At 54.1% G+C, this 23,300-nt stretch carries 23 protein-coding genes; 21 read left to right on the forward strand and 2 right to left on the reverse strand.

The genetic code is table 11. The features are described from left to right. Positions 1 to 33: 33 nt before the first annotated feature. The 16 genes from IM700_RS00280 (at position 34) to IM700_RS00355 (ending at position 17,243) form a co-directional block, all read left to right on the forward strand. Positions 34 to 933, forward strand: a complete 900-nt coding sequence (locus IM700_RS00280; protein WP_155606688.1) for a phosphoribosylaminoimidazolesuccinocarboxamide synthase — start codon at positions 34 to 36, stop codon at positions 931 to 933. Positions 934 to 1,379: 446 nt separating this feature from the next. Continuing rightward, on the forward strand, positions 1,380 to 1,625 hold the full coding sequence (purS, locus tag IM700_RS00285) for a phosphoribosylformylglycinamidine synthase subunit PurS (RefSeq protein WP_155606687.1): 246 nt from the start codon (positions 1,380 to 1,382) through the stop codon (positions 1,623 to 1,625). Positions 1,626 to 1,628: 3 nt separating this feature from the next. After that, entirely contained in the window at positions 1,629 to 2,318 is a 690-nt protein-coding gene (purQ, locus tag IM700_RS00290; protein WP_155606686.1) for a phosphoribosylformylglycinamidine synthase subunit PurQ, read from the forward strand. After that, positions 2,296 to 4,539: a phosphoribosylformylglycinamidine synthase subunit PurL gene (purL, locus tag IM700_RS00295; RefSeq protein ID WP_193415746.1), complete on the forward strand. Its 2,244-nt coding sequence runs from the start codon at positions 2,296 to 2,298 to the stop codon at positions 4,537 to 4,539. Before purQ ends, purL begins: the two co-directional genes overlap by 23 nt. Next, positions 4,524 to 6,005: an amidophosphoribosyltransferase gene (purF, locus tag IM700_RS00300; RefSeq protein ID WP_193415744.1), complete on the forward strand. Its 1,482-nt coding sequence runs from the start codon at positions 4,524 to 4,526 to the stop codon at positions 6,003 to 6,005. Before purL ends, purF begins: the two co-directional genes overlap by 16 nt. Positions 6,006 to 6,357: 352 nt before the next feature. Continuing rightward, complete coding sequence (gene purM, locus IM700_RS00305; protein ID WP_193415743.1) at positions 6,358 to 7,401, forward strand: phosphoribosylformylglycinamidine cyclo-ligase; 1,044 nt, start codon at positions 6,358 to 6,360, stop codon at positions 7,399 to 7,401. Continuing rightward, a complete protein-coding gene (purN, locus tag IM700_RS00310) occupies positions 7,401 to 8,018 on the forward strand; it encodes a phosphoribosylglycinamide formyltransferase (RefSeq protein WP_193415741.1) in 618 nt (205 codons plus the stop codon). Before purM ends, purN begins: the two co-directional genes overlap by 1 nt. A 131-nt stretch (positions 8,019 to 8,149) precedes the next feature. After that, the gene (gene purH / locus IM700_RS00315) at positions 8,150 to 9,697 is read left to right on the forward strand and encodes a bifunctional phosphoribosylaminoimidazolecarboxamide formyltransferase/IMP cyclohydrolase (protein ID WP_193415739.1); all 1,548 of its coding nucleotides are present in this window, start codon (positions 8,150 to 8,152) and stop codon (positions 9,695 to 9,697) included. Between the two features lie 491 nt (positions 9,698 to 10,188). Further along, positions 10,189 to 11,460 carry a phosphoribosylamine--glycine ligase gene (gene purD / locus IM700_RS00320; protein ID WP_193415737.1) on the forward strand — a complete coding sequence of 424 codons (1,272 nt, stop codon included), beginning with the start codon at positions 10,189 to 10,191 and terminating at the stop codon, positions 11,458 to 11,460. Between the two features lie 115 nt (positions 11,461 to 11,575). Then, on the forward strand, positions 11,576 to 11,809 hold the full coding sequence (locus IM700_RS00325; protein ID WP_155606681.1) for a hypothetical protein: 234 nt from the start codon (positions 11,576 to 11,578) through the stop codon (positions 11,807 to 11,809). A 138-nt stretch (positions 11,810 to 11,947) separates the two neighbouring features. Continuing rightward, positions 11,948 to 13,210: a threonine ammonia-lyase IlvA gene (gene ilvA / locus IM700_RS00330; RefSeq protein ID WP_193415736.1), complete on the forward strand. Its 1,263-nt coding sequence runs from the start codon at positions 11,948 to 11,950 to the stop codon at positions 13,208 to 13,210. Between the two features lie 407 nt (positions 13,211 to 13,617). Beyond that, positions 13,618 to 14,598 (forward strand): ABC transporter ATP-binding protein, encoded by a 981-nt coding sequence (locus IM700_RS00335; RefSeq protein ID WP_418888758.1) that lies wholly within the window; start codon positions 13,618 to 13,620, stop codon positions 14,596 to 14,598. Beyond that, on the forward strand, positions 14,591 to 15,349 hold the full coding sequence (locus IM700_RS00340) for an ABC transporter permease (RefSeq protein WP_193415734.1): 759 nt from the start codon (positions 14,591 to 14,593) through the stop codon (positions 15,347 to 15,349). Before IM700_RS00335 ends, IM700_RS00340 begins: the two co-directional genes overlap by 8 nt. Before the next feature lie 47 nt (positions 15,350 to 15,396). Beyond that, positions 15,397 to 15,771, forward strand: coding sequence for a GntR family transcriptional regulator (locus tag IM700_RS00345; RefSeq protein WP_193415733.1), 375 nt, complete (start codon positions 15,397 to 15,399; stop codon positions 15,769 to 15,771). A gap of 18 nt (positions 15,772 to 15,789) precedes the next feature. Continuing rightward, positions 15,790 to 16,488, forward strand: a complete 699-nt coding sequence (locus IM700_RS00350; protein WP_155606677.1) for an ABC transporter ATP-binding protein — start codon at positions 15,790 to 15,792, stop codon at positions 16,486 to 16,488. After that, positions 16,485 to 17,243 carry a hypothetical protein gene (locus IM700_RS00355; protein ID WP_155606676.1) on the forward strand — a complete coding sequence of 253 codons (759 nt, stop codon included), beginning with the start codon at positions 16,485 to 16,487 and terminating at the stop codon, positions 17,241 to 17,243. The genes IM700_RS00350 and IM700_RS00355 overlap by 4 nt, the downstream gene beginning before the upstream one ends. Before the next feature lie 74 nt (positions 17,244 to 17,317). On the opposite strand, the gene IM700_RS00360 is transcribed toward IM700_RS00355, so the two are convergent. Beyond that, positions 17,318 to 18,040, reverse strand: coding sequence for a DUF1129 family protein (locus IM700_RS00360; protein ID WP_193415732.1), 723 nt, complete (start codon positions 18,038 to 18,040; stop codon positions 17,318 to 17,320). 251 nt (positions 18,041 to 18,291) lie between these two features. On the opposite strand from IM700_RS00360, the gene IM700_RS00365 reads away from it, so the two are divergent. The 3 genes from IM700_RS00365 (at position 18,292) to IM700_RS00375 (ending at position 20,389) form a co-directional block, all read left to right on the forward strand. Beyond that, a complete protein-coding gene (locus IM700_RS00365) occupies positions 18,292 to 18,513 on the forward strand; it encodes a hypothetical protein (RefSeq protein WP_193415731.1) in 222 nt (73 codons plus the stop codon). Positions 18,514 to 18,658: 145 nt separating this feature from the next. Further along, entirely contained in the window at positions 18,659 to 19,483 is an 825-nt protein-coding gene (locus IM700_RS00370; RefSeq protein ID WP_193415730.1) for an alpha/beta hydrolase, read from the forward strand. Positions 19,484 to 19,600: 117 nt separating this feature from the next. Continuing rightward, a complete protein-coding gene (locus tag IM700_RS00375; RefSeq protein WP_193415729.1) occupies positions 19,601 to 20,389 on the forward strand; it encodes a DODA-type extradiol aromatic ring-opening family dioxygenase in 789 nt (262 codons plus the stop codon). Between the two features lie 101 nt (positions 20,390 to 20,490). Here the strand turns inward: IM700_RS00375 and IM700_RS00380 are convergent, their stop codons facing one another. Further along, positions 20,491 to 20,973: a DoxX family protein gene (locus IM700_RS00380; protein WP_193415728.1), complete on the reverse strand. Its 483-nt coding sequence runs from the start codon at positions 20,971 to 20,973 to the stop codon at positions 20,491 to 20,493. A gap of 217 nt (positions 20,974 to 21,190) precedes the next feature. On the opposite strand from IM700_RS00380, the gene IM700_RS00385 reads away from it, so the two are divergent. Next, positions 21,191 to 22,264, forward strand: a complete 1,074-nt coding sequence (locus tag IM700_RS00385; protein WP_193415727.1) for a DUF3048 domain-containing protein — start codon at positions 21,191 to 21,193, stop codon at positions 22,262 to 22,264. Positions 22,265 to 22,680: 416 nt separating this feature from the next. Then, positions 22,681 to 23,295: a DUF47 domain-containing protein gene (locus tag IM700_RS00390; RefSeq protein WP_193415726.1), complete on the forward strand. Its 615-nt coding sequence runs from the start codon at positions 22,681 to 22,683 to the stop codon at positions 23,293 to 23,295. The last annotated feature ends 5 nt before the right edge of the window (positions 23,296 to 23,300 follow it).

The following is a 23,300-nucleotide window of genomic DNA, read 5'->3' on the forward strand; positions in this document are numbered from 1 at the left end:
GAACAGAGTTTGGGATAGGGGAGGAGAACTTTCATGGCGGTACCGGCAATTTCCACGGCGGCGGATTTGGTGAATGCCCCGTTGCTGTACAAAGGTAAGGTCCGGGAGTTGTACGATCTTGGCGAGTTTTTCTTGATCGTGGTCACCGACCGCATTTCCGCGTTTGACTACATTCTGGCACCGGCGGTGCCGGACAAGGGGAATGTGCTGAACCGGCTGAGCGCGTTTTGGTTCGACAAGACGCGGCATGTGCTGGATAACCACGTGATTCATACGGACGTTGACCGGCTCGGGGACGTGATTCCGGCGGAGCATCGCGAGGTACTGCGGAACCGGATCATGGTGACCCGCAAGGCGGAGCGTATCGACATCGAATGCGTGGTACGCGGTTACGTGACCGGCGGAGGCTGGCGGCAGTATGAGCAGACCGGTGCGATTAACGGCATTCAGTTGCCGGAAGGGCTGCGCAAGAACGCAAAGCTGGCGGCGCCGATCTTCACCCCGGCGGCCAAGAACGACGTCGGCCACGACGAGGACATCTCGTTTGCCGAGATGGCGGACAAAATCGGCCGCGATCTGGCCGAGCAGTTGCGGGACCGCAGCCTGGAGATGTACGCCTTCGCCCGTGACTACTGCGAGGAACGCGGGATTCTCCTCGCCGACTGCAAGCTGGAATTCGGACTGGTGGACGGCAAACTGATTTTGATCGACGAGATGTTTACGCCGGACGCTTCGCGGTTTTGGGCCAAAGAGAACTACGCGCTGGACATCGAGATCGACAGCATGGATAAAGAGCCGGTGCGGGCTTATCTGGCCGGTTCGGACTGGGATAAGAACAGCGAGCCGGACCCGCTCCCGGCGCATGTCGTCGAAGAAACGACGCGGCGCTACCGCGAGATCTACCAACGACTGACCGGAGCGGAGTTGGAGTAGGCGCAGGTTGCCGCCTCGCGCTAACGGACCCCACGGCCTTTATTAGGCTAGGTACCCGGGTTTGGCTCACGTAACGGACCGAGGAGACCCTATTTGGGCCTGACAGTCTGATATGGAGTTGATCTAGGTAAAATAACGTCTGTGGAGTCCGTTAGCCCGGGAAATACCCGGGAAATGAGCAAATAACGTCGCTACGGTTCGTTAGGAGTTCGAGGGCTGGGAAAGAGGCCGTTTGCCAACGCGCCCAGTGCCCCAAGGTCTCCTTTAGCAGCCTTTTGAGGATTATCCCTTTTCTTCAGGAGGGGTAGGAGACAGGGAGCAAGAAGACAGGCGATCAAGAAAGAGAGCAAGTAAGTATCCTTGCAGATCCATACGCAATGATGAGAACCATCCAGAACCAAGCGGCCGTGCCGCACAAGTCCAAACTTAGGAGGAACACGAGGAACATGATGAAAGCGAGCGTTTATGTCACGATCAAGCAAAGCGTACTTGACCCACAGGGGGTAGCCGTTCAGGGAGCGCTCCATTCCATGGGGTTCAGAGAGGTGGACAGTGTCCGCATCGGTAAATATATGGAGCTGACGCTCGACACGAACGATCGCTTCGAGGCGGAAGCCCGAGTCAAAGCGATGTGCGAGAAGCTGTTGGCCAATACGGTGGTAGAAGATTACCGCTTCGAATTGGAGGCCTAAACCATGAAATTCGCGGTACTCGTATTCCCCGGTTCCAACTGTGATATCGACTGTTACAAAGCGGTGGAAGAGTCGCTGGGTGAACCGGTCGACTATGTGTGGCACACGGCCACCGATTTGTCCGCTTACGACTGCATTCTGGTACCCGGCGGGTTCTCTTACGGCGACTATTTGCGGTGCGGGGCGATTTCCCGCTTTGCGCCGGTGATGGCGGAAGTGGCCAAGGCCGCGGAGGAAGGTAAATATGTGCTGGGCATCTGCAACGGATTCCAGATCCTGACGGAAGCCGGTCTGCTTCCGGGTACGTTGCGCCGCAATGAGTCTTTAAAATTCCGTTGTCATGACACCGAGCTGCGCGTGGAGAACAACGATAATCCGTTTACTTCGCTATATGCACCGGGCGATGTAATCACGATTCCGATCGCGCACGGTGAAGGCAACTATTATTGCGATGAAGCAACGCTAGAGCAGTTGAAACGGAACAATCAGATTATATTCCGATACGTTCAAAATCCGAACGGCTCGGTGGACGATATCGCCGGCATCTCCAACGAACGCGGAAACGTCGTCGGCATGATGCCGCATCCGGAGCGGGCGGTAAGCTCCTTGCTTGGTTCTGAGGACGGCAAGAAGATGTTTACATCCATTTTGAAAGCTTGGAGGGATCGGCATGAGTCAGCAAGTGTCCGCTAAGGAACCAAATGCAGAACAAATTGCGGAGCAGAAAATTTACAAACAGATGGGCGTTTCCGACAGCGAATACGAACTGATTTGCGGGTTCCTCGGGCGCAAGCCGAATTATACGGAAATCGGCGTGTTTAGCGTCATGTGGTCCGAACACTGTGCCTACAAAAATTCGAAGCCGCTGCTGCGGCGGTTTCCCACCAGCGGTCCACGCGTGCTGATGGGGCCGGGCGAAGGCGCTGGGATCGTCGATATCGGCGACAACCAAGCGGTTGTATTCAAGATCGAAAGCCATAATCACCCCTCGGCGGTGGAGCCGTACCAAGGCGCGGCGACGGGCGTGGGCGGGATTATTCGCGATATTTTTTCCATGGGATCCAGACCGATTGCCCTGCTGAACTCACTCCGATTCGGCAAGCTGGAAAGCGACCGGGTGAAGTATTTGTTTGAGCATGTGGTGTCCGGGATCGCGGGGTACGGGAACTGCATCGGGATTCCGACGGTCGGCGGAGAAGTAGTGTTTGATGAGAGCTATGACGGCAATCCGCTGGTCAACGCAATGTGCGTGGGACTGATTGATCATGACAAAATCCAACGCGGTGTCGCTAAGGGCGTAGGTAACCCGGTGTTTTACGTGGGTCCTCCAACCGGCCGCGATGGCATTCATGGCGCTACGTTCGCCTCGGAGGAGTTGACGGAGGAATCCGAAGCGAAGCGGACGGCGGTGCAGGTCGGCGATCCATTCATGGAGAAGCTCGTGATGGAAGCCTGCCTCGAATTGATAGACACGGGCATCGTACTGGGCATCCAGGACATGGGTGCGGCGGGGTTGACCTGTTCCAGCGCGGAAATGGCCAGCAAAGCCGGGAATGGTCTCGAACTGTATCTCGATCAGGTCCCGCAGCGTGAGCAAGGCATGACTGCCTACGAAATGATGTTATCGGAATCGCAGGAGCGGATGTTGTTCGTCGTTGAGCCGAAGGATGAGACGCAGGCGCGGGAGATTTTTGAGCGTTGGGGAGTCATCTGTGCAAAAGTCGGCAAAGTCACGGACGATGGACGTCTGAAGCTGTTCCATCACGGAGATTTGGTTGGCGACATGCCGGTTACGGCGCTCGTGGATGAATGTCCGATCTACAACAAGCCGTCGGAAGTGCCGGCTTATTATGAACAAAACGCATCGGTAGATACAACCCGCTACGAAGAGGTGCGCGATTTGGGAGCGGCGCTGGAGCAAGTGCTGGCATCGCCTTCCGTCGCGAGCAAAGCGTGGGTATACAACCAATACGATTACATGGTGCGTACGAGTACGGCTGTTCGTCCGGGTTCGGATGCTGCGGTGGTGACGGTTCATGGCACGCGTAAGGCGCTGGCTATGACGACCGACTGCAACGGACGGTTCGTGTACTTGGATCCGGAAGTTGGCGGGCGGATCGCGGTCAGCGAAGCAGCGCGCAACATCGTCTGCTCCGGGGCGGAGCCGCTGGCGATTACCGACAACCTGAATTTCGGCAGCCCGGAGAAGCCGGATATTTTCTGGCAGATGGAACGGTCGGTTGACGGAATGGCGGAAGCTTGCCGCGTGCTCGATACGCCGGTCATCGGCGGGAACGTCAGCTTGTACAACGAGAACGCCAAAGGCGCGATTTACCCGACGCCGGTCGTGGGGATGGTCGGCCTGGTGCATGATACGGATCATATTACGACGCAAGGATTCAAAGCGGCTGGGGATGTCGTGTTCCTCTTGGGCGAGACGAAAGCGGAGCTGGGCGGCAGCGAGCTGCAAGCCATCGTGCATGGTGTCGTGGAAGGACGACCGCCGCAACTTGATTTGGATGTGGAGAAAAAACTGCTTGGCGCAGTGCTTGCGGCGATCCAAGGCGGGCTCGTGCGTTCGGCTCACGACTTGTCCGAAGGCGGCCTCGCCGTTGCCTTGGCTGAATCGTGCATGAGCGGCGGAATCGGCGCCAAGGTTGACGTCGCGAGCGAGCTGCGTTCCGATTTTGCGTTGTTCAGCGAATCGCAGTCGCGGATTCTGCTGTCAGCTTCGCCGGAGAAGGCGGAGACGCTGGAGAAGCTGCTCGCGGAACGCGGCGTGCCTACAGCGCGGATCGGGGTCGTGGAAGGTTCGGAACTGAGCGTGTCCGTCAATGGGACGGAGGTTCTGAGCAAACCGGTGGAGCAGTTGAAACGCGTCTGGGAGGATGTCATTCCATGTCTGATGCAATGATGCCAGCGCAGAGACTTTGGACCGGAGACTACTATAACGAAGGGGCAGGGCACGCGGATCCGTTCGATACGTTGCGCGAGGAATGCGGCGTGTTTGGCGTATTCGGCCATGCCGAAGCGGCTTCCCTGTCCTACTACGGACTGCACGCGTTGCAGCATCGGGGTGAGGAAAGCGCGGGAATTTGCACGACCGACGGGGCGGACTTCAATTATCACCGCAGCATGGGACTCGTTAAGGAAGTGTTCGACCGCGATAAGTTGACCTCGTTGCGAGGCGACCGTTCGATCGGCCATGTCCGCTATTCGACGAGCGGGGACAGCAAGTTGACGAACGCGCAGCCGCTGATTTTCAAATACCGCGACGGCGATTTGGCGGTAGCAACCAACGGCAATATCGTGAATGCGCCGAAAATCCGCCGCCAGCTCGAACAAAGCGGCTCGATCTTCCAAACGACAAGCGATACGGAAGTGATCGCGCACTTGATCGCCCGCTCGCCGAAGGATTTCGTCGAAGCGGCGAAGGACGCGTTGGGTCAACTGGTTGGAGGCTTCGCCTTCCTGCTGCTGACCAACGATAAGCTGATCGCCGCCAGCGATCCGAACGGCTTGCGTCCGCTTGTCATGGGACGGCTCGGCGATGCGTACCTGTTCTCGTCCGAGACGTGCGCGTTCGAGGTCGTCGGCGCGGAGACGCTTCGCGAAATCCAGCCGGGCGAAATGCTGGTGCTGGACCGGGACGGCCTTCGCGAGGAGCGTTACGCCGAGCCGGCCCGCAAGGCGCTTTGCGCGATGGAGTACATTTACTTCGCGCGTCCGGACAGCGACATGAACGGCTCGAACCTGCATGCCAGCCGCAAGCGGATGGGGCAGGTGATGGCGCAGGAGTCGTTCGTCGACGCGGATGTCGTGACCGGCGTTCCGGACTCCAGCATTTCCGCTGCCATCGGCTATGCGGAGCAGACCGGCATCCCTTACGAGCTGGGCCTGATCAAAAATAAATATACCGGTCGTACGTTCATCCAGCCGAGTCAGGAGCTGCGCGAGCAAGGCGTGAAGATGAAGCTGAGCGCGGTGCGCCGTGTCGTGGAGGGCAAACGCGTGGTGATGATCGACGACTCGATCGTTCGAGGCACGACCTCGCGGCGGATCGTTAATCTGCTGCGCGAAGCCGGTGCGACAGAGGTGCATGTTCGCATTACCTCGCCACCGTTCAAGAACCCATGCTTCTACGGCATTGATACGCCGGACCGCGGCGAGTTGATCGCCTCGTACAAAACGGTGGAAGAAATTTGCCGGGAGATCCATGCGGATTCGCTGGAGTTTCTAAGCCCACAGGGGCTGATCCAGGCGGTAGGTGGAGAGAACGCCAAGGATTATAAAGGCGGCCTCTGCATGGCTTGTTTTGACAACGATTATCCAACCCGGACGGATTTCGACGGGGAAGAGAAGTTTGGCTGCACATGCTAGTGGGTGGAAGCCTAAGCTGAGTGCTGCTATTTGTGGGTTGCGGCTGAAGGCAATGGAGCGTTTCGATGTTGCATTTTACTGAATCTACGAATTGTATTCGATTTTTCGTGCATATCTCACGGTTCATGTTATTAATTGTTTGATTAATACATGTTCAAAAAGTCAGGTTTGGAGCACCAAGAAGGTTGGATGAAGCTAGGGGCTGAGTAGCGCAGCGTAGCCAGAGGCTACGTGAGCAACGGAAGGCCCGGCTGAATTCAAGATTCGACGCCGAATAACCTTCACTGACTTACTTCGTGATCGAAAGATGACTTTTTGAACTACCTCTAATCCAAAGGAGTGGGTCCCTCTCGTGTCTGAAGCATACAAGAAAGCCGGCGTTGATATCGCGGCCGGGAATGAAGCGGTTGAGCGGATGAAAAAACACGTCAAACGGACGTTCCGTCCGGAAGTGATGACCGACTTGGGCGGCTTTGGCGCTTTGTTCGGACTGAATAAGGACAAATACGCGGAGCCGGTTCTCGTCTCGGGAACGGATGGCGTAGGCACGAAGTTGAAAATCGCCTTTGCCATGGATAAGCACGATACGATCGGCATCGACGCGGTGGCCATGTGCGTGAACGATATCGTGGTGCAGGGGGCAGAACCGCTCTTTTTCCTTGATTATCTGGCATGCGATAAGGTCGTACCGGAGAAAATCGAGGCGATCGTCGCGGGTATCGCAGAAGGCTGCAGCCAATCGGGCTGCGCGTTAATCGGCGGAGAGACGGCCGAAATGCCGGGAATGTATAGCGAAGGCGAATACGACATTGCCGGTTTTACCGTCGGCGTCGTCGACAAGAGCAAAATCGTGAACGGCAGCCGCATCGCTCCCGGCGACACGGTCATTGGACTTGCGTCCAGCGGGGTGCATAGCAACGGGTTTTCGCTCGTCCGAAAGCTCCTGCTGGAAGAAGCGGGCTACGCATTGACAGACAAACTCCCTGAACTGGATGGTGAGGTGCTGGGCGATGTGCTGCTGACGCCAACCAAGCTGTACGTCAAGCCGGTGTTATCGTTGCTAGAGCAGGTGGACGTGAAGGGCATGGCTCACATTACAGGTGGCGGATTCATCGAAAACATCCCACGCGTGCTGCCGGAAGGGGTAGACGTGGAGATCGCCTATGGGTCTTGGCCGATTTTGCCGATTTTCGACTTGCTGCAAAAGCAGGGGAACGTCAGTCCTCGGGATATGTTCACGACGTTCAACATGGGAATTGGGTTAGTGATTGTCGTGGCTGAGGATCAGGTGGAGCAAGCGATCGCAGCGCTACAGCAAGCAGGCGAAACGCCTTACGTCATCGGTAAAGCGACCGAGGGACAAAGGGTAGTGACTTTTGCGGGGGCGGACGTCTAATGGGCGCCAAGTATCGGATCGCCGTGTTTGCCTCGGGGCAGGGCAGCAATTTTCAAAACTTGCTGGACGCTTCGCGGACGGGGGATCTGGATGCCGAAATTGTGCTGCTCGTTTGCGACAAGCCGCAAGCCTTCGTCGTCGAACGGGCTCGCCGGGCTGGCGTCGAATGCTATCTGTTTAACCCGAAGTCGTACGCGCGTCGCGAGGATTATGAAGCGGAAATCGCCGCCGAGCTGGAAAAGCGCGGCGTCGATTTGGTGGTGCTGGCTGGTTATATGCGGCTGCTTACCTCTGTGTTGGTAGAGCCTTATGCCGGCAGGATGATTAATATCCATCCGTCTTTGTTGCCTGCTTTTCCGGGGAAAGACGCAATTGGTCAGGCTTGGGAATACGGCGTGAAAGTGACAGGAGTTACGGTGCATTTGGTTGATGGCGGAATGGATACCGGGGCGGTGATTGCGCAAACGGCGGTGGATATTACACCAGACGATACGCTGGATTCGCTCGAAGCGAAAATCCATGACGCGGAACAACGCTTATATCCGCAGGTCGTGTCGTGGTTTGCTACAAACCAAGTGCGGTTGGAAGGCAGAAAAGTCACCATTCTGTCGGAATAGAAACCTTTTGAACACGCTTGATTGCAGGATTTTCGGAGGAAATGGATCGCTTAAGGAACATGTGGAGAGGTTTCGATATTTCCCGAGAAATATCGGGGGCATGATTCGCCAAAATAAAGGAGGAGCCGATTGTGAGTATAAAAAGAGCGCTCGTGAGCGTGTCGGATAAAACGGGCATCGTGGATTTTTGCCGCGAGCTGTCGCAGCTAGGTGTGGAAATCATTTCGACAGGGGGCACAAAAAACCTGCTGGCGAAAGAGGGAGTGCCGGTCATCGGCATCTCCGACGTAACCGGGTTCCCAGAAATCCTCGACGGACGTGTCAAAACGCTGCATCCTGCGGTTCATAGCGGGCTGCTGGCAGTTCGCGACAGCGAGGAACACCAAGCGCAGATGAAGGAGTTGGGACTGGATTATATCGACCTGGTGGTCGTGAACCTGTATCCATTCCAGGAAACCATCGCCAAGCCGGACGTCTCTTATGAAGACGCGATCGAAAATATCGACATCGGCGGCCCCACGATGCTTCGTTCTGCCGCGAAAAACCATGCGTTCGTCAGCGTTGTTGTCGACGCCGCCGACTATGGGACGGTGTTGGATGAGGTGCGTGCAGGCGGCGATACAACGCTTGAGACGCGCAAACGGCTTGCGGCCAAAGTTTTCCGCCACACGGCGGCTTATGATGCCCTGATTTCCGACTATTTGTCGAAGGTAAATGGCGATCCGTTGCCTGAACGGTATACCGTCACCTACGAAAAGATCCAAGACCTGCGTTATGGCGAGAATCCGCATCAAAAAGCGGCATTTTACCGCAAACCGCTGGCGGCGGCCGACACCTTGACCGGAGCAGAGCAACTGCACGGGAAAGAGCTCTCCTACAATAACATCAACGATGCTAACGCGGCACTGCAAATCGTCAAGGAATTCGAGGAGCCGGCAGTCGTGGCCGTCAAGCATATGAATCCTTGCGGCGTCGGAGTTGGCGCGAGTGTGCTCGAAGCCTACCAAAAAGCGTACGAAGCCGATCCGGTGTCGATCTTCGGCGGAATTGTTGCGGCCAATCGCATCATTGATGCTGATACGGCGATGCTATTGAAGGAAATCTTCTTGGAGATTATTTTGGCGCCGGGCTTTACGGATGAAGCGCTGGAGATCCTTACGAAGAAGAAGAATATCCGCCTGTTGAAGCTGGGTGGCCTGGAGCTGGGCGCGAGCCGCAGCAGCCAGTTCGTTGTCACCTCGATCGATGGCGGCATGATCGTGCAGGAAAGCGATGTGCATTCGCTGAAGGAGTCTGACTTGACGGTCGTGACCGACCGTAAGCCTACCGATGCGGAGTTGAAGCAACTGCTGTTCGGCTGGAAAGTCGTTAAGCATGTGAAGTCTAATGCGATCGTGTTAGCAAAGGACGATATGACGGTTGGCGTCGGCGCGGGGCAGATGAACCGCGTGGGTGCGGCCAAGATCGCGATCGAGCAAGCGGGCGACAAGGTGAAGGGCAGCGTTCTAGCCTCGGATGCCTTCTTCCCGATGGGCGACACGGTAGAGGCGGCCGCCAAGGCCGGAGTTACCGCGATCATCCAGCCGGGCGGCTCCGTGAAGGATGAGGAGTCGATTAAAGTCGCGAACGAATACGGGATCGCGATGGTCTTCACCGGCGTGCGCCATTTCAAACACTAAGCCGGAGTCAGACGGCAGACCGCTGCGGCGGCCTGCCGTTTTTCGCGGGTTCGCGGTGAGGATGCTGTAGAAGAGCACTGACGGGCTAGGCTGACAGGCCGACGCTGGCGGCAAGCCGAGGGGCAATGGCTGCGTGGTGACATGCAATCTGCCCAACGTTCTGACGCAAACAATTTACCGGTAAAACCTACCGTTAATGCTGAGATAATGCGGGGATTAGCCGAATTAGCTATAAAACCTGCCGTTAATTTGAGCGAAAAGGCCGCCAACCTGGTCAAAGGCATAATTTAGCGGCACATTTTCCAGTTAATTGTGCTCAGATGCGGGTAGGATGCCAAATTAACGGTAGAATTTCCAGTTAGTTTGGTCTGCGGACCTAGGTGGCAGGCGAGAGGATCGTTCATTAGCACAGATGACCTCGAACTAGTTACCTACAGCAGATTTAGGTTAACAACCATTCAATGGAGATCCCTGAAACGAAGGAGGAGACTATGGATATTTTGGTGATTGGCGCCGGAGGGCGCGAGCACGCGATTTGCTGGAGCTTGGCGAAAAGCCCGAAGGCCGGGACGATTTATTGCGCCCCAGGAAACGCGGGCATCGGGGAACTGGCTGAGCTGGTACCGATTCAAGTGAATGAATTCGACAAGCTGGCCGCTTTTGCTGAAGAGAAGCGGATTGGCCTGGTCGTCGTCGGTCCGGACGATCCGCTTGCGGACGGGATTGTGGACGTGTTTGAGGCCAAGAAGATCCCGGTCTTTGGTCCGCGCAAAAATGCCGCGCATATCGAAGGCAGCAAGACTTTTATGAAGGATCTGCTGAAAAAATATAACATCCCTACCGCCGCCTACGAGAAGTTCGACAATTACGAGCAGGCTCTAGCTTATCTCCAAAGCCGCCCGGTGCCGATCGTCATCAAGGCCGACGGGCTTGCGGCAGGTAAAGGTGTGACGGTTGCTTTTACCCGCGACGAAGCGGAAACGGCGCTGAAGAGCATCATGATCGACAAAGTGTTTGGCGAATCCGGCAGCCAGGTCGTGATCGAGGAATTCCTCGAAGGGCAGGAAATGTCGATCCTGTCGTTTGTCGATGGGGAAACGGTCCGCCCCATGGCCGCGGCGCAGGATCACAAGCAGGTGTATGACGGCGACAAAGGTCCGAATACCGGCGGTATGGGTACTTATTCCCCACTACCGCATATCGCGGATTCGATCATTGAAGAGGCAATTGAAACGATCATCAAGCCGACCGCCAAGGCAATGGTTGCCGAAGGACGGCCGTTCCGCGGCGTATTGTTCGCCGGCTTAATGATCGCGCCGGACGGTAAACCGAAGACGATCGAGTTTAACGCTCGATTTGGCGATCCGGAGACCCAGGTGGTCTTGCCCCGGTTGAAAAGCGATCTGCTCGACATTTTTCTGGCAGCCGTAAACGGGACGTTGGATCAAGCGGAGATCGAGTGGAGCGACGAGGCGGCGGTTTGCGTCGTGTTGGCTTCCGGCGGTTATCCGGCTTCGTATCCGAAAGGTTTGCCGATCCGGGGTCTAGACGAGGCGGGGGCTGCGGGTGCGCTGGTGTTCCATGCCGGAACGGCTAGGGGGAAGGGCGGCGAACTGGTCACGAACGGCGGACGCGTACTTGGCGTTGTGGGTCTCGGCAAGACGATTGCTGAGGCCCGGGACAAAGCGTACGAAGCGGCAGGATCTATCGCGTTCGAAGGCAGGCATCAACGTACGGACATCGCTGCGAAGGCATTGGTTTAGATCATTAGCTAGGGTGCCAGACAAGGATAATCCGCTTCCGATTCGTGCATGTTAAGGGATATTGGGGATAGATCAACGGATTCCCCGCAATTCTCTATCGGGAGGCGGCATCACCATGAGCGATAAAATGAAGGAAATGCTACCGGTTTCACGCGAAGAAGTGGAAGTCGACGGCGTATACCGGGACGAACTGGGACGCGAGGAATATTTGCAAAAGGGCGAGGAATTCCCTTCCGACCCGGTGTACGGCACGATGGAATGGGAACTGAGCGAGCTCTCCCAAGAGAAAAACTCCAAAGGCCATACCGATGACCGCTTATTACACAAAAAAGCGAAAAAAGAAGGTTAACCAGGCGCCCTTCCAAAGCGGGATGTTTCCCGTTGGAGGGGCGTTTGCCTGCCGCCGTGCAAAATAACTTGAACCGGAGGCGGTTTCAGGTGTAACTTTAATAGAATGAGAGAACTGAGTTAAAGCGAGGAGAAATAGATGAATCAGGCGGAACGACAAACGGTAGGCATGGAAGACATCGTCAAAGCGCATCACATACTGAAGGAAGTGGTGATCCGGACGCCGCTTCAGCTCGATGCGACCTTATCAGCCAAATACGAATGCAGCGTTTATCTAAAAAGAGAGGATCTGCAGGTTGTTCGCTCCTTCAAAATCCGTGGGGCGTATAACATGATTCGCAGCCTGCAGCCCGAGGATCTGGAGAAGGGTATCGTATGCGCGAGCGCCGGTAACCATGCGCAGGGCGTGGCATTTTCTTGCAACGCGCTAGGGATTCAAGGGAAGATCTATATGCCAAGCACGACGCCGAACCAGAAGGTCAAGCAAGTCAAACGATTTGGCGGGGAACATGTGGAGGTCGTTCTGATCGGCGACACTTACGATGATGCCTATGCGGAGGCGATGAAAGCTTGCCGGGAAGGCGGCATGACGTTCATTCATCCGTTTGACGATCCGAAGATCGTCGCGGGGAACGGGACGATTGGTATGGAGATTATGGAAAGTTTGACGGCACCGGCTGATTACGTCTTTGTGACCATTGGCGGCGGCGGGTTGGTATCCGGTGTAGGAACGTATTTCAAGACGGTTAGCCCGGAGACGAAGGTCATCGGGGTTGAACCGTCCGGTGCGGCTTCCATGACGGAAGCTTTGAAGCAGAAGCAAGTGGTGACGCTGGAGTCGATCGATAAGTTCGTCGACGGAGCCGCGGTCAAACGGGTTGGCGACTTGAATTACGAAATTTGCGCGGATATTCTGGATGACATCGTCCAAGTACCGGAGGGCAAAGCATGCACAACGATTCTGGAGCTGTACAATGACAGCGCCATCGTCGTGGAGCCGGCCGGGGCGTTGCCGGTTTCCGCGCTGGATATGTACCGCGATCAGATTCGTGGGAAGACGGTCGTTTGCGTGATCAGCGGAGGTAACAACGACATCGACCGGATGCAGGAGATGAAGGAACGTTCGTTGATTTACGAAGGGTTGAAGCACTACTTCCTGATCAACTTCCCGCAACGTGCCGGAGCGCTGCGCGAGTTCCTTGAAGAGGTGCTGGGTCCCAACGACGACATTGCGCGGTTCGAGTATACCAAGAAGCATAATAAGGAGAACGGTCCCGCTTTGGTGGGCATCGAGCTGAGCGACAAAGCGGATTACGAAGGGCTGGTTGGCCGCATGTCCGCCAAAGGGATCGCCTATACCGAGCTCAACCGGGATTTGAATTTGTTTAATTTGCTGATTTGAGTTTTAGCAAAAAATAGTATGGCGAGAAGCCCTCTTCGACAGAAGTCGAGGAGGGCTTTTTTGGTGTGCAGCTTCGTGTATAACGGAACGTAGAGACCTTATTTTGCGAGGAAAAAGCCCTCACCAATTTCTAACGGAACTGAGAGGCGTTATATGGTTCGAATCGCGGTGGTTATGACGGTTTTGTACCCCATAAGGTCACCTCGTTCCGTTAGCTTGGGAAACCACGCGGGAAATTGAAAATAACGTCACGACGTTCCGTTAGCGTTGACGGAGATTACCGAATCAGAGGCTCGCCCTGAATATTTTTGAAATTAGGCTTTACAATACCAACACACTAGTGTACTATTTAACTATGACACCGATACATTGAAGGAGTGAATGAAATGAACGCGCAGTTTCAGCATATGGAAAACACCGTGCCTGGCTTAGACGCGGCGGGTAACCTGCCGGGGCGGGAACCGGTCGTGTTATCAGTAAAGCAGGTTACGAAAAGAATCGGCAGCAAACCGATCGTCGATAAGCTGTCTTTTGATATTCGACGGGGAGAAATCGTGGGTTTGTTGGGACCAAACGGGGCCGGGAAAACAACAACGATCCGCATGATCGTCGGCCTGATCGGCATGACGGAGGGCGATGTCCAAGTGAAGGGCGTCAGCGTCCGGCAGCATTTCGCCAAAGCGATCGCCCACGTTGGCGCGATCATTGAGAATCCGGAGTTCTACCCGTATATGACGGGGTACGACAATCTGAAGCAATATCAGCGGATGAGCGAAGGGATCACGGAAGAGCGGATTCAAGAGGTTACCCGACTGGTCGGCTTGGAGAAGGCGATGAACAAACGCGTGAAGGCTTACTCGCTAGGCATGCGTCAACGGCTCGGCATCGCGCAGGCCTTGCTGCATCGTCCGTCGATCCTGATTCTCGATGAGCCGACGAACGGACTGGATCCCGCGGGGATCCGGGAAATGCGTGACTATCTCAAGCGCATCGCCTCCGAGGAGGGCATTGCCGTCCTCGTGTCCAGCCACTTGCTGGCGGAGATGGAGCTGATGTGCAGCCGCGTGGTCGTCATTCAGGAAGGGAAGCTCGTGACTGAACGTACTCTCGGCGAAGCAGCGGAGAAGGCGGAGGAACGGGTGAACGTGACGTTCCGGGTCGGCGATACGGAAGCCGCGAAGGCTAGACTCGTTCGGATGGAAGAAATCCGTATGATGGGAGTATCTCCGGAACGGGGAGAGGTGACGATCTCGGTTCGCGACAGTTACATTCCGCGCGTAGTTGGCGCGCTGGGCAGCGAAGGGATCGCGATTTACCGGATCGAGGAAGTCAAAGCGTCGCTGGAAGATGAATTCCTGAAATGGACGGGAGGAAACCAAATTGCGTAGTTTTACCAATCTTGTCGTTAACGAATGGCTGAAGATGTCCAAGAAACGCAGCTTTCTAGTCCCCTATGTACTAATTGCCGCGTTTATCGCCGGGATGCTATATATGATGTACAATTACTCGGATCAGTTGCCGTCGTTCCTTGAATTTGCCGGGATGGCGATATCCAGAAACGGTTTAGGTCAAATGCTTACTTTGCTGGTTATCATCTGTACGGCGGGCATCGTGGCGAAGGAGCACAGTCTCGGAACCATCAAGCTGCTGCTGATCCGCTCGCAAAGCCGCAGCCGGATTTTAGCCTCCAAATACGTAGCCGTGCTGTTGTTTATTTTCTCGATCTTCGTCTTTACGCTTGCGGCAGCTTTGCTCGGCGGAGGGCTGGTTTTCGGATTCGGCGGTTCGCAGGAGACCAGCTGGAACGATGTCCTAAGCGGAGCCTTATATCAAGTCATTTATACGCTCGTCTATGTTACGATCGCTTTCCTTGCCAGCATCTTAACGCGTTCATCGGGAGCGACGATCGGCATCGGGATGTTCCTCGTTGTCCTGGAGGAATTGGTTGTCGTCTTGCTTTCGAGATATGAGTTCGCAAAATACTTGATCTTTGCTAACGCCGATTTGTCGGTTTACACGAATGGGAATCCACCGATGCCCGGCATGACGTTGACCTTTTCCTCCGTGGTGATCGCCGCTTATTTAGTCTTGTTTCTCGCAGTCAGCTTTGTTACGTTTAAAAAACGAGATGTCGCTTGACCGAATGATTCACGTTAGCGACATCCGGCGGAAAGGAGCCATGAAAGGTGAGCATCGAATTTGACAATAATCTGCCGATCTATCTGCAAATTATGAACTATTTAAAAAGAGAAATCGTCACCGGTAGATTGAAGGCCGGCGATAAAATCCCATCCGTACGCGAACTTGCAGCTGAGCTGCAGATCAACCCGAATACCGTGCAGCGGACTTTTCAGGAATTGGAGCGTGAAACCGTCGTGGAAACGAAACGGGGACTCGGAAGATACGTGACAAGTGAGGAATCGAAAATTATGAATATTAAAAAAGAAATGGCCGGGGAACTGCTTGACCGTTTTATTGGGGGAATGCAGGAGCTGGGTTTTACCAATCAAGATATTGCAGCGCTGGTCGCTGACGCTATGAAATCGGACGATCAACACTAGGGAGGAGGGCAACCAGCAATGGAACAATTATTGGAAGTGCAAGGCGTATCGAAATCGTACGGCAGCAAAAAAGCGTTGCACGGGGTGTCCTTCAGCATCGGTAAAGGGAAGATCGTCGGCCTGCTCGGCACGAACGGCAGCGGAAAAAGCACGTTGATGAAAATCGCCGCCGGCCTGATCCACCCCTCTGGCGGTAAAATCACGGTAGACGGAACCCCCGTAGGGTTAGCGACCAAATCGCTGGTGTCATTTATGCCCGATCGTCCTCTAACGGAATCCTGGATGAAAGTACGGGACGCCGTGGGATTTTACCGGGATTTCTACCCGGATTTCGATGAGCAGAAGGCTCGTATGATGCTGGACTTCATGAACTTGCATGAGAAGGAAAAGATCAACGCCCTATCCAAGGGTATGAACGAGCGGCTTCAACTGACGCTGACGTTGTCGAGAAATGCGAAACTGTATTTGCTCGACGAACCGATCGGCGGGGTGGACCCGGTGGCCAGGGCCAAAATTTTGGACGCCATCGTGGAGTTCTATAATGAGGAGAGCAGCCTGGTAATTTCCACCCACCTAGTGCGGGATATCGAGCGGATTTTCGATGAGGTGATTTTTATCCGGGGCGGCGAGGTTGTCATGCAGGAGGAAGTGGAGAACTTGCGGATCCAATATGGCAAAAGCGTCGATGACATGTTCAGAGAGGTGTTTGCAGAATGATGAAACTATTGAAGTACGATATCAAGCAAAATGCCAATACCTTGTTGGGGCTGGCCGCTGTCTTGGTGATCGTGCAAGGCTTGCTATCGATTGCGGGTAATCTTCGCCATTGGGATCCAGAAGCCATCTTCGTCTTAACCATCGTGCTTTATCTTACGGCCGCAATCATCATGATCGTCCAGGCATGCAAAACGTTCGCAAGCAGCATTAAGGCGTATCATCGTCGGTTGCTCCCGCTGCATCCCATCTGGACGATCTTGTCCTCGCTGCTGTTCAGCTGGCTTGTGGCGCTGATGATCGTGGTCATTATCGGGGCACATGCGGCGTTGTATCTTTCGCTGGCTCAGGTTCCCATCGATTTCGTGAGCATTGAGTTGGTTGGCGTGAAGGACGTGATCTTGATGGTCTTAAGTATCATCTGGGTGTATACGCTGCTGATCCTAACGATTTTTATCTCCATCACGATTGGCGCCAGCGTGAGCATTCAGGGCAAAGCTGGAACATGGGTCGGCATTATCTCCTTTTTCTTGATCCAAAACGGGATCTCTTGGCTGGAAAGCCTGCTCTTTGGAGGGAATGATACCACAATGCTGAATTACGGAACGATTCGTATTGGAACCTCGGAGGAGATCCGTACGGGAACCGCGGAAGCGGTGAACTTCATGTCTCTCGGTCCGCTCCTGTTCGAGGTTGTTCTGGCTGGCCTGATGATTTACGTCATCTCTTATCTGCTCCGTAAACGGGTCCAAATCTAAGATCTCACGAAAAAACCGCAGAGGTCGCGCCTTCCTTCCTTGAAGGGGGCGGACTCTGCGGTTTTTTGAATGGATTAACTCTTCGAGCGGCGTCCGAAGAAGAAGATTTGCCCGGCCAATCCAACTACAAATACGATCAGGCTATCCCAAGGGGATACGGTGAAGGCTGGCATGATCCGGTTCAACAAGGTGCCAACGATGATCAGCACGGCGGCTACCGCGATATAAGTACCGAATGCCCGGAGATTGAATCCGCCGGGACCGGAGGAGGGTCCAGTTCCCGGTGTTCCGGATTCCTCCTTGCCGTCCGCGGCTTTGGAGCTGTTGCCCAAGAAGCGGGTGACCAGTTCGATGAGCACGATCGACAAGCCGGCGATGATCAGCAGCGAGGAGCTGCTGATCTGCGTATATTCCAGTTCTCCGCCAAACCATTTGCTGAAAAAACCGGTGATCATATAAATAAAGAAGACCCAGGTCAAGGCTACCCAGGGAATCATCGTATAATATTTGATTTTGTCCTTCAGGGTCCGGGGCTTCCGTCTCTGCACATCCTCTTCCATCTCCGCGCAATACGCCTTCGGATCGGCTCCGAAAAGTTCTGTCGCCGAGACTCCCTTGGCTTGGTTCTTGACGATTTGCCGGGCCAGGTCCAGCAGGATCTCTTCCCCTTTGGCTTCAGTAAGCGAGCTTGCGCCGGAACGGAAGTACAAGACCATCTCCCCGAAATACGCTTCGTTATCCGGCGTCATTTGCTGCCGCAACCGTTTTGTCTCGCCGATCATTTCGTGGATATACATGGTAGTATCTCTCCTCCCAGTTTCTTCCGTAGTATACTGCATAGTTTGTCCGATTCGCAAGGGACCATGGCAGGGCTGAATCGGCAGTGGAACAGAACTAATGGATTATGAACATTCCTTGAACAAGGAATAAAAAGCGTCCGATCCTCCAAAAACTACAGCATAAGTACAACGGCAGGTGTCGGCGAAAAAGGTGAGAACTGTTGCCATGAAGCGGCCTGTACATTTATCAGTTGCGGGAGGCAGAGCCAGTGGGAAAATATGAATCGGAGCTGACCCGGAGGTATTTGCTGAACAGCAACTCTCGGGGCAGCCTGGAAGAAGTCGTGACGAATGATACCGCCGAGGATGGCGACATGTTGTGTGGAGATGACGAGGCCTGCGACGAAGGTCATATGGGCAATCACCAATTTATGAAAGACTGGGAGGGCCGGGTCACGACCCATTCTTATTTCCGTCAATCTTATGAATAGGGATTAGTGCATCCCGTTGGCGATCCGATTGACACTCCGGTTCCGGTAATGATAAGATAAGCTTAAATCACATTAAACTTATCGGATTTTACTGGAATACTAAACTATACGATTCATTGCCGGAGTACGGGGAGGAGACGGGGATATGGAAAGACAGATCGTCATCAATCATGGAGAAGAACAGCTTGCGGCCAGCATACATTACCCGGCCGAGAACAAACAAGGGGGGCGCTGCAACCGCGCTCCCCTAGTCGTCATCTGCCACGGATTCGTAGGCAGTCGCATCGGCGTCGATCGTCTATTCGTCAAGACCGCAAGGGAACTGGCGGCAGACGGATTCCTTGTACTTCGTTTCGATTACCTCGGCTGCGGCGAGAGCAGCGGGAATTACGGCGAGCACGGCGTTGAATCGATGATCGCCCAGACCCGGACGGTACTGGACTATGGTCTCGGGGCTTTCGATATCGATCCGACTCGGGTGACGCTAATCGGGCATAGCCTCGGCGGGATGATCGCACTCTTGACCGCGAACCGCGACCGGCGCGTGAAGAACCTTGTCCTCTGGTCGGCCGTTGGCTATCCGTTCAGCGATATCGTCAAAATCACCGGGCGCGAGCTCTATGACCGGGCGGTGAAGCACGGGGCCGCGGATTATTTGGGGTTTGGTTTGACGCCAAATTTCTTCGATTCGCTTGGCGAGTTTCAGCCGTTCCAGGAAGCTGTGAAATTCAACGGCGACGTATTTGTGGTGCATGGGACTTCGGATGATACGATTCCGGCAGATTACGCCTTCTTGTATCAGAAGGTGTTCTGGATGCGGCCGGAGGGGCGCTGCGATAAAGAGATTATTTTCCAGGGCAATCACACGTTCTCGTCCGGCGAGCACCAGCATCAAGTGATCCGGAAGACGAAGGAATGGCTCGGTGGTCTGGAAGCCAAGCAAACCGAATGGCAGCATTGGATGATATAAGTTAGCTGGGGGAGAAGGCATGCACCCGACTCGGATACACAAAAACTGGTAAAATCCTTCCGGGATGGATACAATGAAGATGTAACCATTTTTTGGCGTAGGGAGGTTTGGGAGCTGATGTCTCAGCCTGCATTGTTTATTGCACACGGATCGCCTACTTTGGCCATTGAGCAAAACGCGTATACGGAATTTCTTCGTCAGTTGGGTCAAAAAACGCTGGAGCTCCCCAAAGCCGTTGTGATTTTCTCAGCTCACTGGGATGATCCAGTACAAGGGGTCACGACCGACACGAGGCATACGACGATGCATGATTTCTACGGTTTTCCGGAAGAAATGTATGCGATCGAATATCCGGCTCCGGGCAGTCCCGAGCTGAGTGAAGAAATTGAGGCGATCTTTCGAGCGCACAACTTGCCGTATAAGCCTTCGGAGGGTAGAGGACTCGACCATGGGGCCTGGGTTGTCTTGCAGCTGTTATTTCCGTCTGCTGAGATCCCGGTAGTAGCGCTATCCGTGGACGCCAAACGCGAACCTGAAGAACAATATGCCATCGGCAAGATGCTGGCCGAGCTACGGCATCAGAATATACTCGTCATCGGCAGCGGCGGATTGGTTCACAATCTTCGCCTATTGGATTGGGAAGCGCGGGAACCAGAAGCCTGGGCGGTTGAATTCGACGATTGGGTGGGTCAGCAGCTTCAGAGCTGGGACTTGCGTCAGTTATTTGATTATGATCGTAAAGCTCCGCATGTGCGAATGGCGATACCGACTTACGGACGAGAGCATTTCGCGCCGTTGCTGTACGCCATGGGGGCTGCGGACGACGAGCGTCAGGCTGTGAAGCTGTTTCAGGATTATCAGTACGGCAGCCTTAGCTTAAACTGCTGGAGGTTCGGCGGCAGTTAATGGATGGAAAACTTCTTCCGGCTAACGAAGAAACCGGTCTAAATAAATCAAGCGCAGAACCCAAGGTTTGGGGTCTGCGCTTTTTTCTGGCTGGAACGAGGTTAACGCCGTCGTCCGAAATTCTTACGAAAGTAAGGCTGGATGAAGTAGTCCAAACCGATCCGCCCGGCATTCGAACCGGCCACGACGATAAAGATTTGGAGCAGCAGCAGCAGCGGGTTCGAGCTCACCGTGCCCGAGAACAAAAAGGCAAAATTCATGACCATGCCGAAGAAGGCAGCCAGCCAAGTAAAGGTGCCGAGGATGAGGCCTAGTCCGACGAGTACCTCGCCATAAGGTACCAAGATATTAAACAAGCCGACGTTCGGTACGGCAAAGTGTTCAAGGAACGAAGCCCACCAGCTCGACACGGCCGGGTGTTCACCGCCGCTCTTCGCCAAGGCTCCCGTCAGGAATCCAGCAGCATCAAAACCGCCGGTCACTTTCCCCCATCCCGAGGTCAGCCATTCATAACCGACGTAAAGTCTTACCAGCAAGAGCAGCACAGAAGCAATCGTATTCTCCCTTAACCATTTTACGATCATATCTACATCTCCTTTCCGCTATAGGCGGTGACAGTGTTCGTTCTTTTTCGTGGAAATTTTCTCCTATCCTTATAGTATTTATATTAGGATCAAAATTTAAAACATTCAATTATTATTTTAAATTTTAACCATAAGATTACCTTCGTGAGGTTCTGGCTTCCCTCAAATTGGCGATTCAACGTATAATGTAGAAAACTCAGGAATTATGACGGAGGATATGCCTTTGAAATCATCGAAGTTAAGTTGGCTGCTGCTCATATTGCTGCTCGTCGTTTTGCTCTCCGCCTGCGGGAAGAGCGGGGAAACGGTCCCTCCTGCGGACGGCATCGCTCCGCCGCAAACGGCGGTCCCGGAGGAGACCCTGCCGCCCGAACCGGCGATTCCCGCTTATACCGCCCCGCTGACCGGGCTTCCGCTGGAGGAGCCGCTCACTCGCAGACCGCTCGCCATCATGATCAACAATGCGCCGGCTGCCCGCCCGCAATCGGGCTTGATCGATGCGGACGTCGTCTACGAGGTACTGGCCGAAGGCGGGGTCACGCGGCTGATATCGATCTTCCACAGTCAGGCCGACAATGCCAAGATCGGTCCGATTCGCAGCATCCGCCCTTATATGATCGATTTGGGCGAAAGCTACCACGGCGTGCTGGTGCATGCCGGAGCAAGCAATGACGCCTATGCGATCCTGCAAAGACAACACAAGGAGGATCTGGACGAGATCACGAATGCGGGCTCTTTCTTCTGGCGGGACAAGTCCCGGAAGGCGCCGCATAATTTGTATTCCAACGTGGAGAAGCTCATGGAAGGAGCCGCTAAGCGCGGGTATGCGACGGAGGAGACGGCAGTACCTGCGTACACTTTTTATAAGGAGAACGAACAACCGAATTCCCTGGAGACGGTCAACAACGTGGAGATTAAATTTCAACTGGACAATTACCGGGTAAGTTACTTATACGATGCCGCGACCGGGCAGTATAAACGGTCCATCAATGGCGAGCCGCATACCGATCTGGAGAGCGGAGAGCAAATAACTGCCGCGAACGTGATTGTCATGGGGGCGGATCATCAGGTGTTGGACGACGTTGGCCGGTTAGATGTCGGACTGTCGCTTGGCGGAGAAGCGATGTTGTTCCAGCAAGGCAAAGTAACTCGGGCCGAATGGATCCGCAAGGACGGCGACATCATCCGCTTCATCAAAGATAACGTGGAGCTGCCGATGGTGCCGGGCAAGACATTCATCCACGTCGTACCGAATACCCCGGATTTCTCCAGTCATGTTAAGGCGGAGTAAAGGCGGGAAAGGCAGATCTTGTATTTTTAAGGCGATGGAAGGATAACTCTGACAGAATAAGGGGAATTATAAGCACATGATCGTGAAATGTTTGCGACATTATTTCCTATCTGTTAAGCAGTTGTGATAAGATATTCAAGGTTGTGTAAAAGTGCATGTTCAAAAAGTCAGGTTTTCAGGACCGAGAAGGTTGGATGAAGCTAGGGAGTGAGTAGCGGAGCGTACGTTTTGGGTACGTGAGCAACTGAAATGTTTCCGCAGGAAACATACTTCGGAAGCATCCGCTTGGACCGGCTGAATTCAAGATTCGATGTCGAATCCACTTCACAAGCTCTGCTTCGTCATGGAAAGATGACTTTTGAACAACTCTATAAACGACCGTAAGAAATACCTTATGGAGAGAAAAGGGGATACTGATGCGAGTGAAGAAGAAAGATATCTTTTTCCAGACGTTAGAGGATATGGCGGATACGATCGTGCATTCGGCTGATTATTTTGCCCAGCAAGTGGCGGAATTCAAGGACGTTGAAGCGTTCGCCAAGAAGATGAAGGAATACGAATCCAAATGCGATGAATACACCCATAGAATCATCGTAGAATTGAACAAAACGTTCATTACCCCCATTGAACGGGACGACATCATGCATCTAATCACGGCGCTGGACGATGTGATTGACGGGTTGGAAGCTTCGACTTCTCGATTCTTCATGTATCATTTGACCGAGCCTGACGAATATATCGCCCGGTTCGCGGAAATTCTGCGCAATTCGGCATATGAAATCCAAAAGGCGATCCATTTGCTTTCCCAGAAAAAGCTGCTTGCGATTCGTGAATATACGATCCGTCTGAACGATCTGGAGAATCAAGGCGATGAGTTGCTGCGCATCTGCATTAAGGAACTGTTCATGAAGGTGACCGATCCAATCGTGCTAATCAAGAAGAAAGAGATCTACGAACGATTGGAAACGACAACGGATGCCTGCGAAAAGGTAGCCAACATGCTGGAATCCATCATCATGCGTAATTCTTAAGAACT

Source organism: Paenibacillus rhizolycopersici, assembly GCF_014947195.2.
GTDB lineage: Bacteria > Bacillota > Bacilli > Paenibacillales > Paenibacillaceae > Fontibacillus > Fontibacillus rhizolycopersici.

Excerpts from the sequence above, each read along its gene's own strand:
- IM700_RS00375 (WP_193415729.1), top strand. The coding sequence starts at position 19,601 with ATGTCTCAGCCTGCATTGTTTATTGCACACGGATCGCCTACTTTGGCC.
- IM700_RS00360 (WP_193415732.1), bottom strand. The coding sequence starts at position 18,040 with ATGTATATCCACGAAATGATCGGCGAGACAAAACGGTTGCGGCAGCAA.
- IM700_RS00385 (WP_193415727.1), top strand. The coding sequence starts at position 21,191 with ATGCCTTTGAAATCATCGAAGTTAAGTTGGCTGCTGCTCATATTGCTG.
- purS (WP_155606687.1), top strand. The coding sequence starts at position 1,380 with ATGATGAAAGCGAGCGTTTATGTCACGATCAAGCAAAGCGTACTTGAC.
- IM700_RS00390 (WP_193415726.1), top strand. The coding sequence starts at position 22,681 with ATGCGAGTGAAGAAGAAAGATATCTTTTTCCAGACGTTAGAGGATATG.
- IM700_RS00380 (WP_193415728.1), bottom strand. The coding sequence starts at position 20,973 with ATGATCGTAAAATGGTTAAGGGAGAATACGATTGCTTCTGTGCTGCTC.
- IM700_RS00350 (WP_155606677.1), top strand. The coding sequence starts at position 15,790 with ATGGAACAATTATTGGAAGTGCAAGGCGTATCGAAATCGTACGGCAGC.
- IM700_RS00280 (WP_155606688.1), top strand. The coding sequence starts at position 34 with ATGGCGGTACCGGCAATTTCCACGGCGGCGGATTTGGTGAATGCCCCG.
- IM700_RS00335 (WP_418888758.1), top strand. The coding sequence starts at position 13,618 with ATGGAAAACACCGTGCCTGGCTTAGACGCGGCGGGTAACCTGCCGGGG.
- purL (WP_193415746.1), top strand. The coding sequence starts at position 2,296 with ATGAGTCAGCAAGTGTCCGCTAAGGAACCAAATGCAGAACAAATTGCG.
- purN (WP_193415741.1), top strand. The coding sequence starts at position 7,401 with ATGGGCGCCAAGTATCGGATCGCCGTGTTTGCCTCGGGGCAGGGCAGC.
- IM700_RS00355 (WP_155606676.1), top strand. The coding sequence starts at position 16,485 with ATGATGAAACTATTGAAGTACGATATCAAGCAAAATGCCAATACCTTG.
- IM700_RS00325 (WP_155606681.1), top strand. The coding sequence starts at position 11,576 with ATGAGCGATAAAATGAAGGAAATGCTACCGGTTTCACGCGAAGAAGTG.
- purQ (WP_155606686.1), top strand. The coding sequence starts at position 1,629 with ATGAAATTCGCGGTACTCGTATTCCCCGGTTCCAACTGTGATATCGAC.
- IM700_RS00370 (WP_193415730.1), top strand. The coding sequence starts at position 18,659 with ATGGAAAGACAGATCGTCATCAATCATGGAGAAGAACAGCTTGCGGCC.
- purF (WP_193415744.1), top strand. The coding sequence starts at position 4,524 with ATGTCTGATGCAATGATGCCAGCGCAGAGACTTTGGACCGGAGACTAC.
- ilvA (WP_193415736.1), top strand. The coding sequence starts at position 11,948 with ATGAATCAGGCGGAACGACAAACGGTAGGCATGGAAGACATCGTCAAA.
- purD (WP_193415737.1), top strand. The coding sequence starts at position 10,189 with ATGGATATTTTGGTGATTGGCGCCGGAGGGCGCGAGCACGCGATTTGC.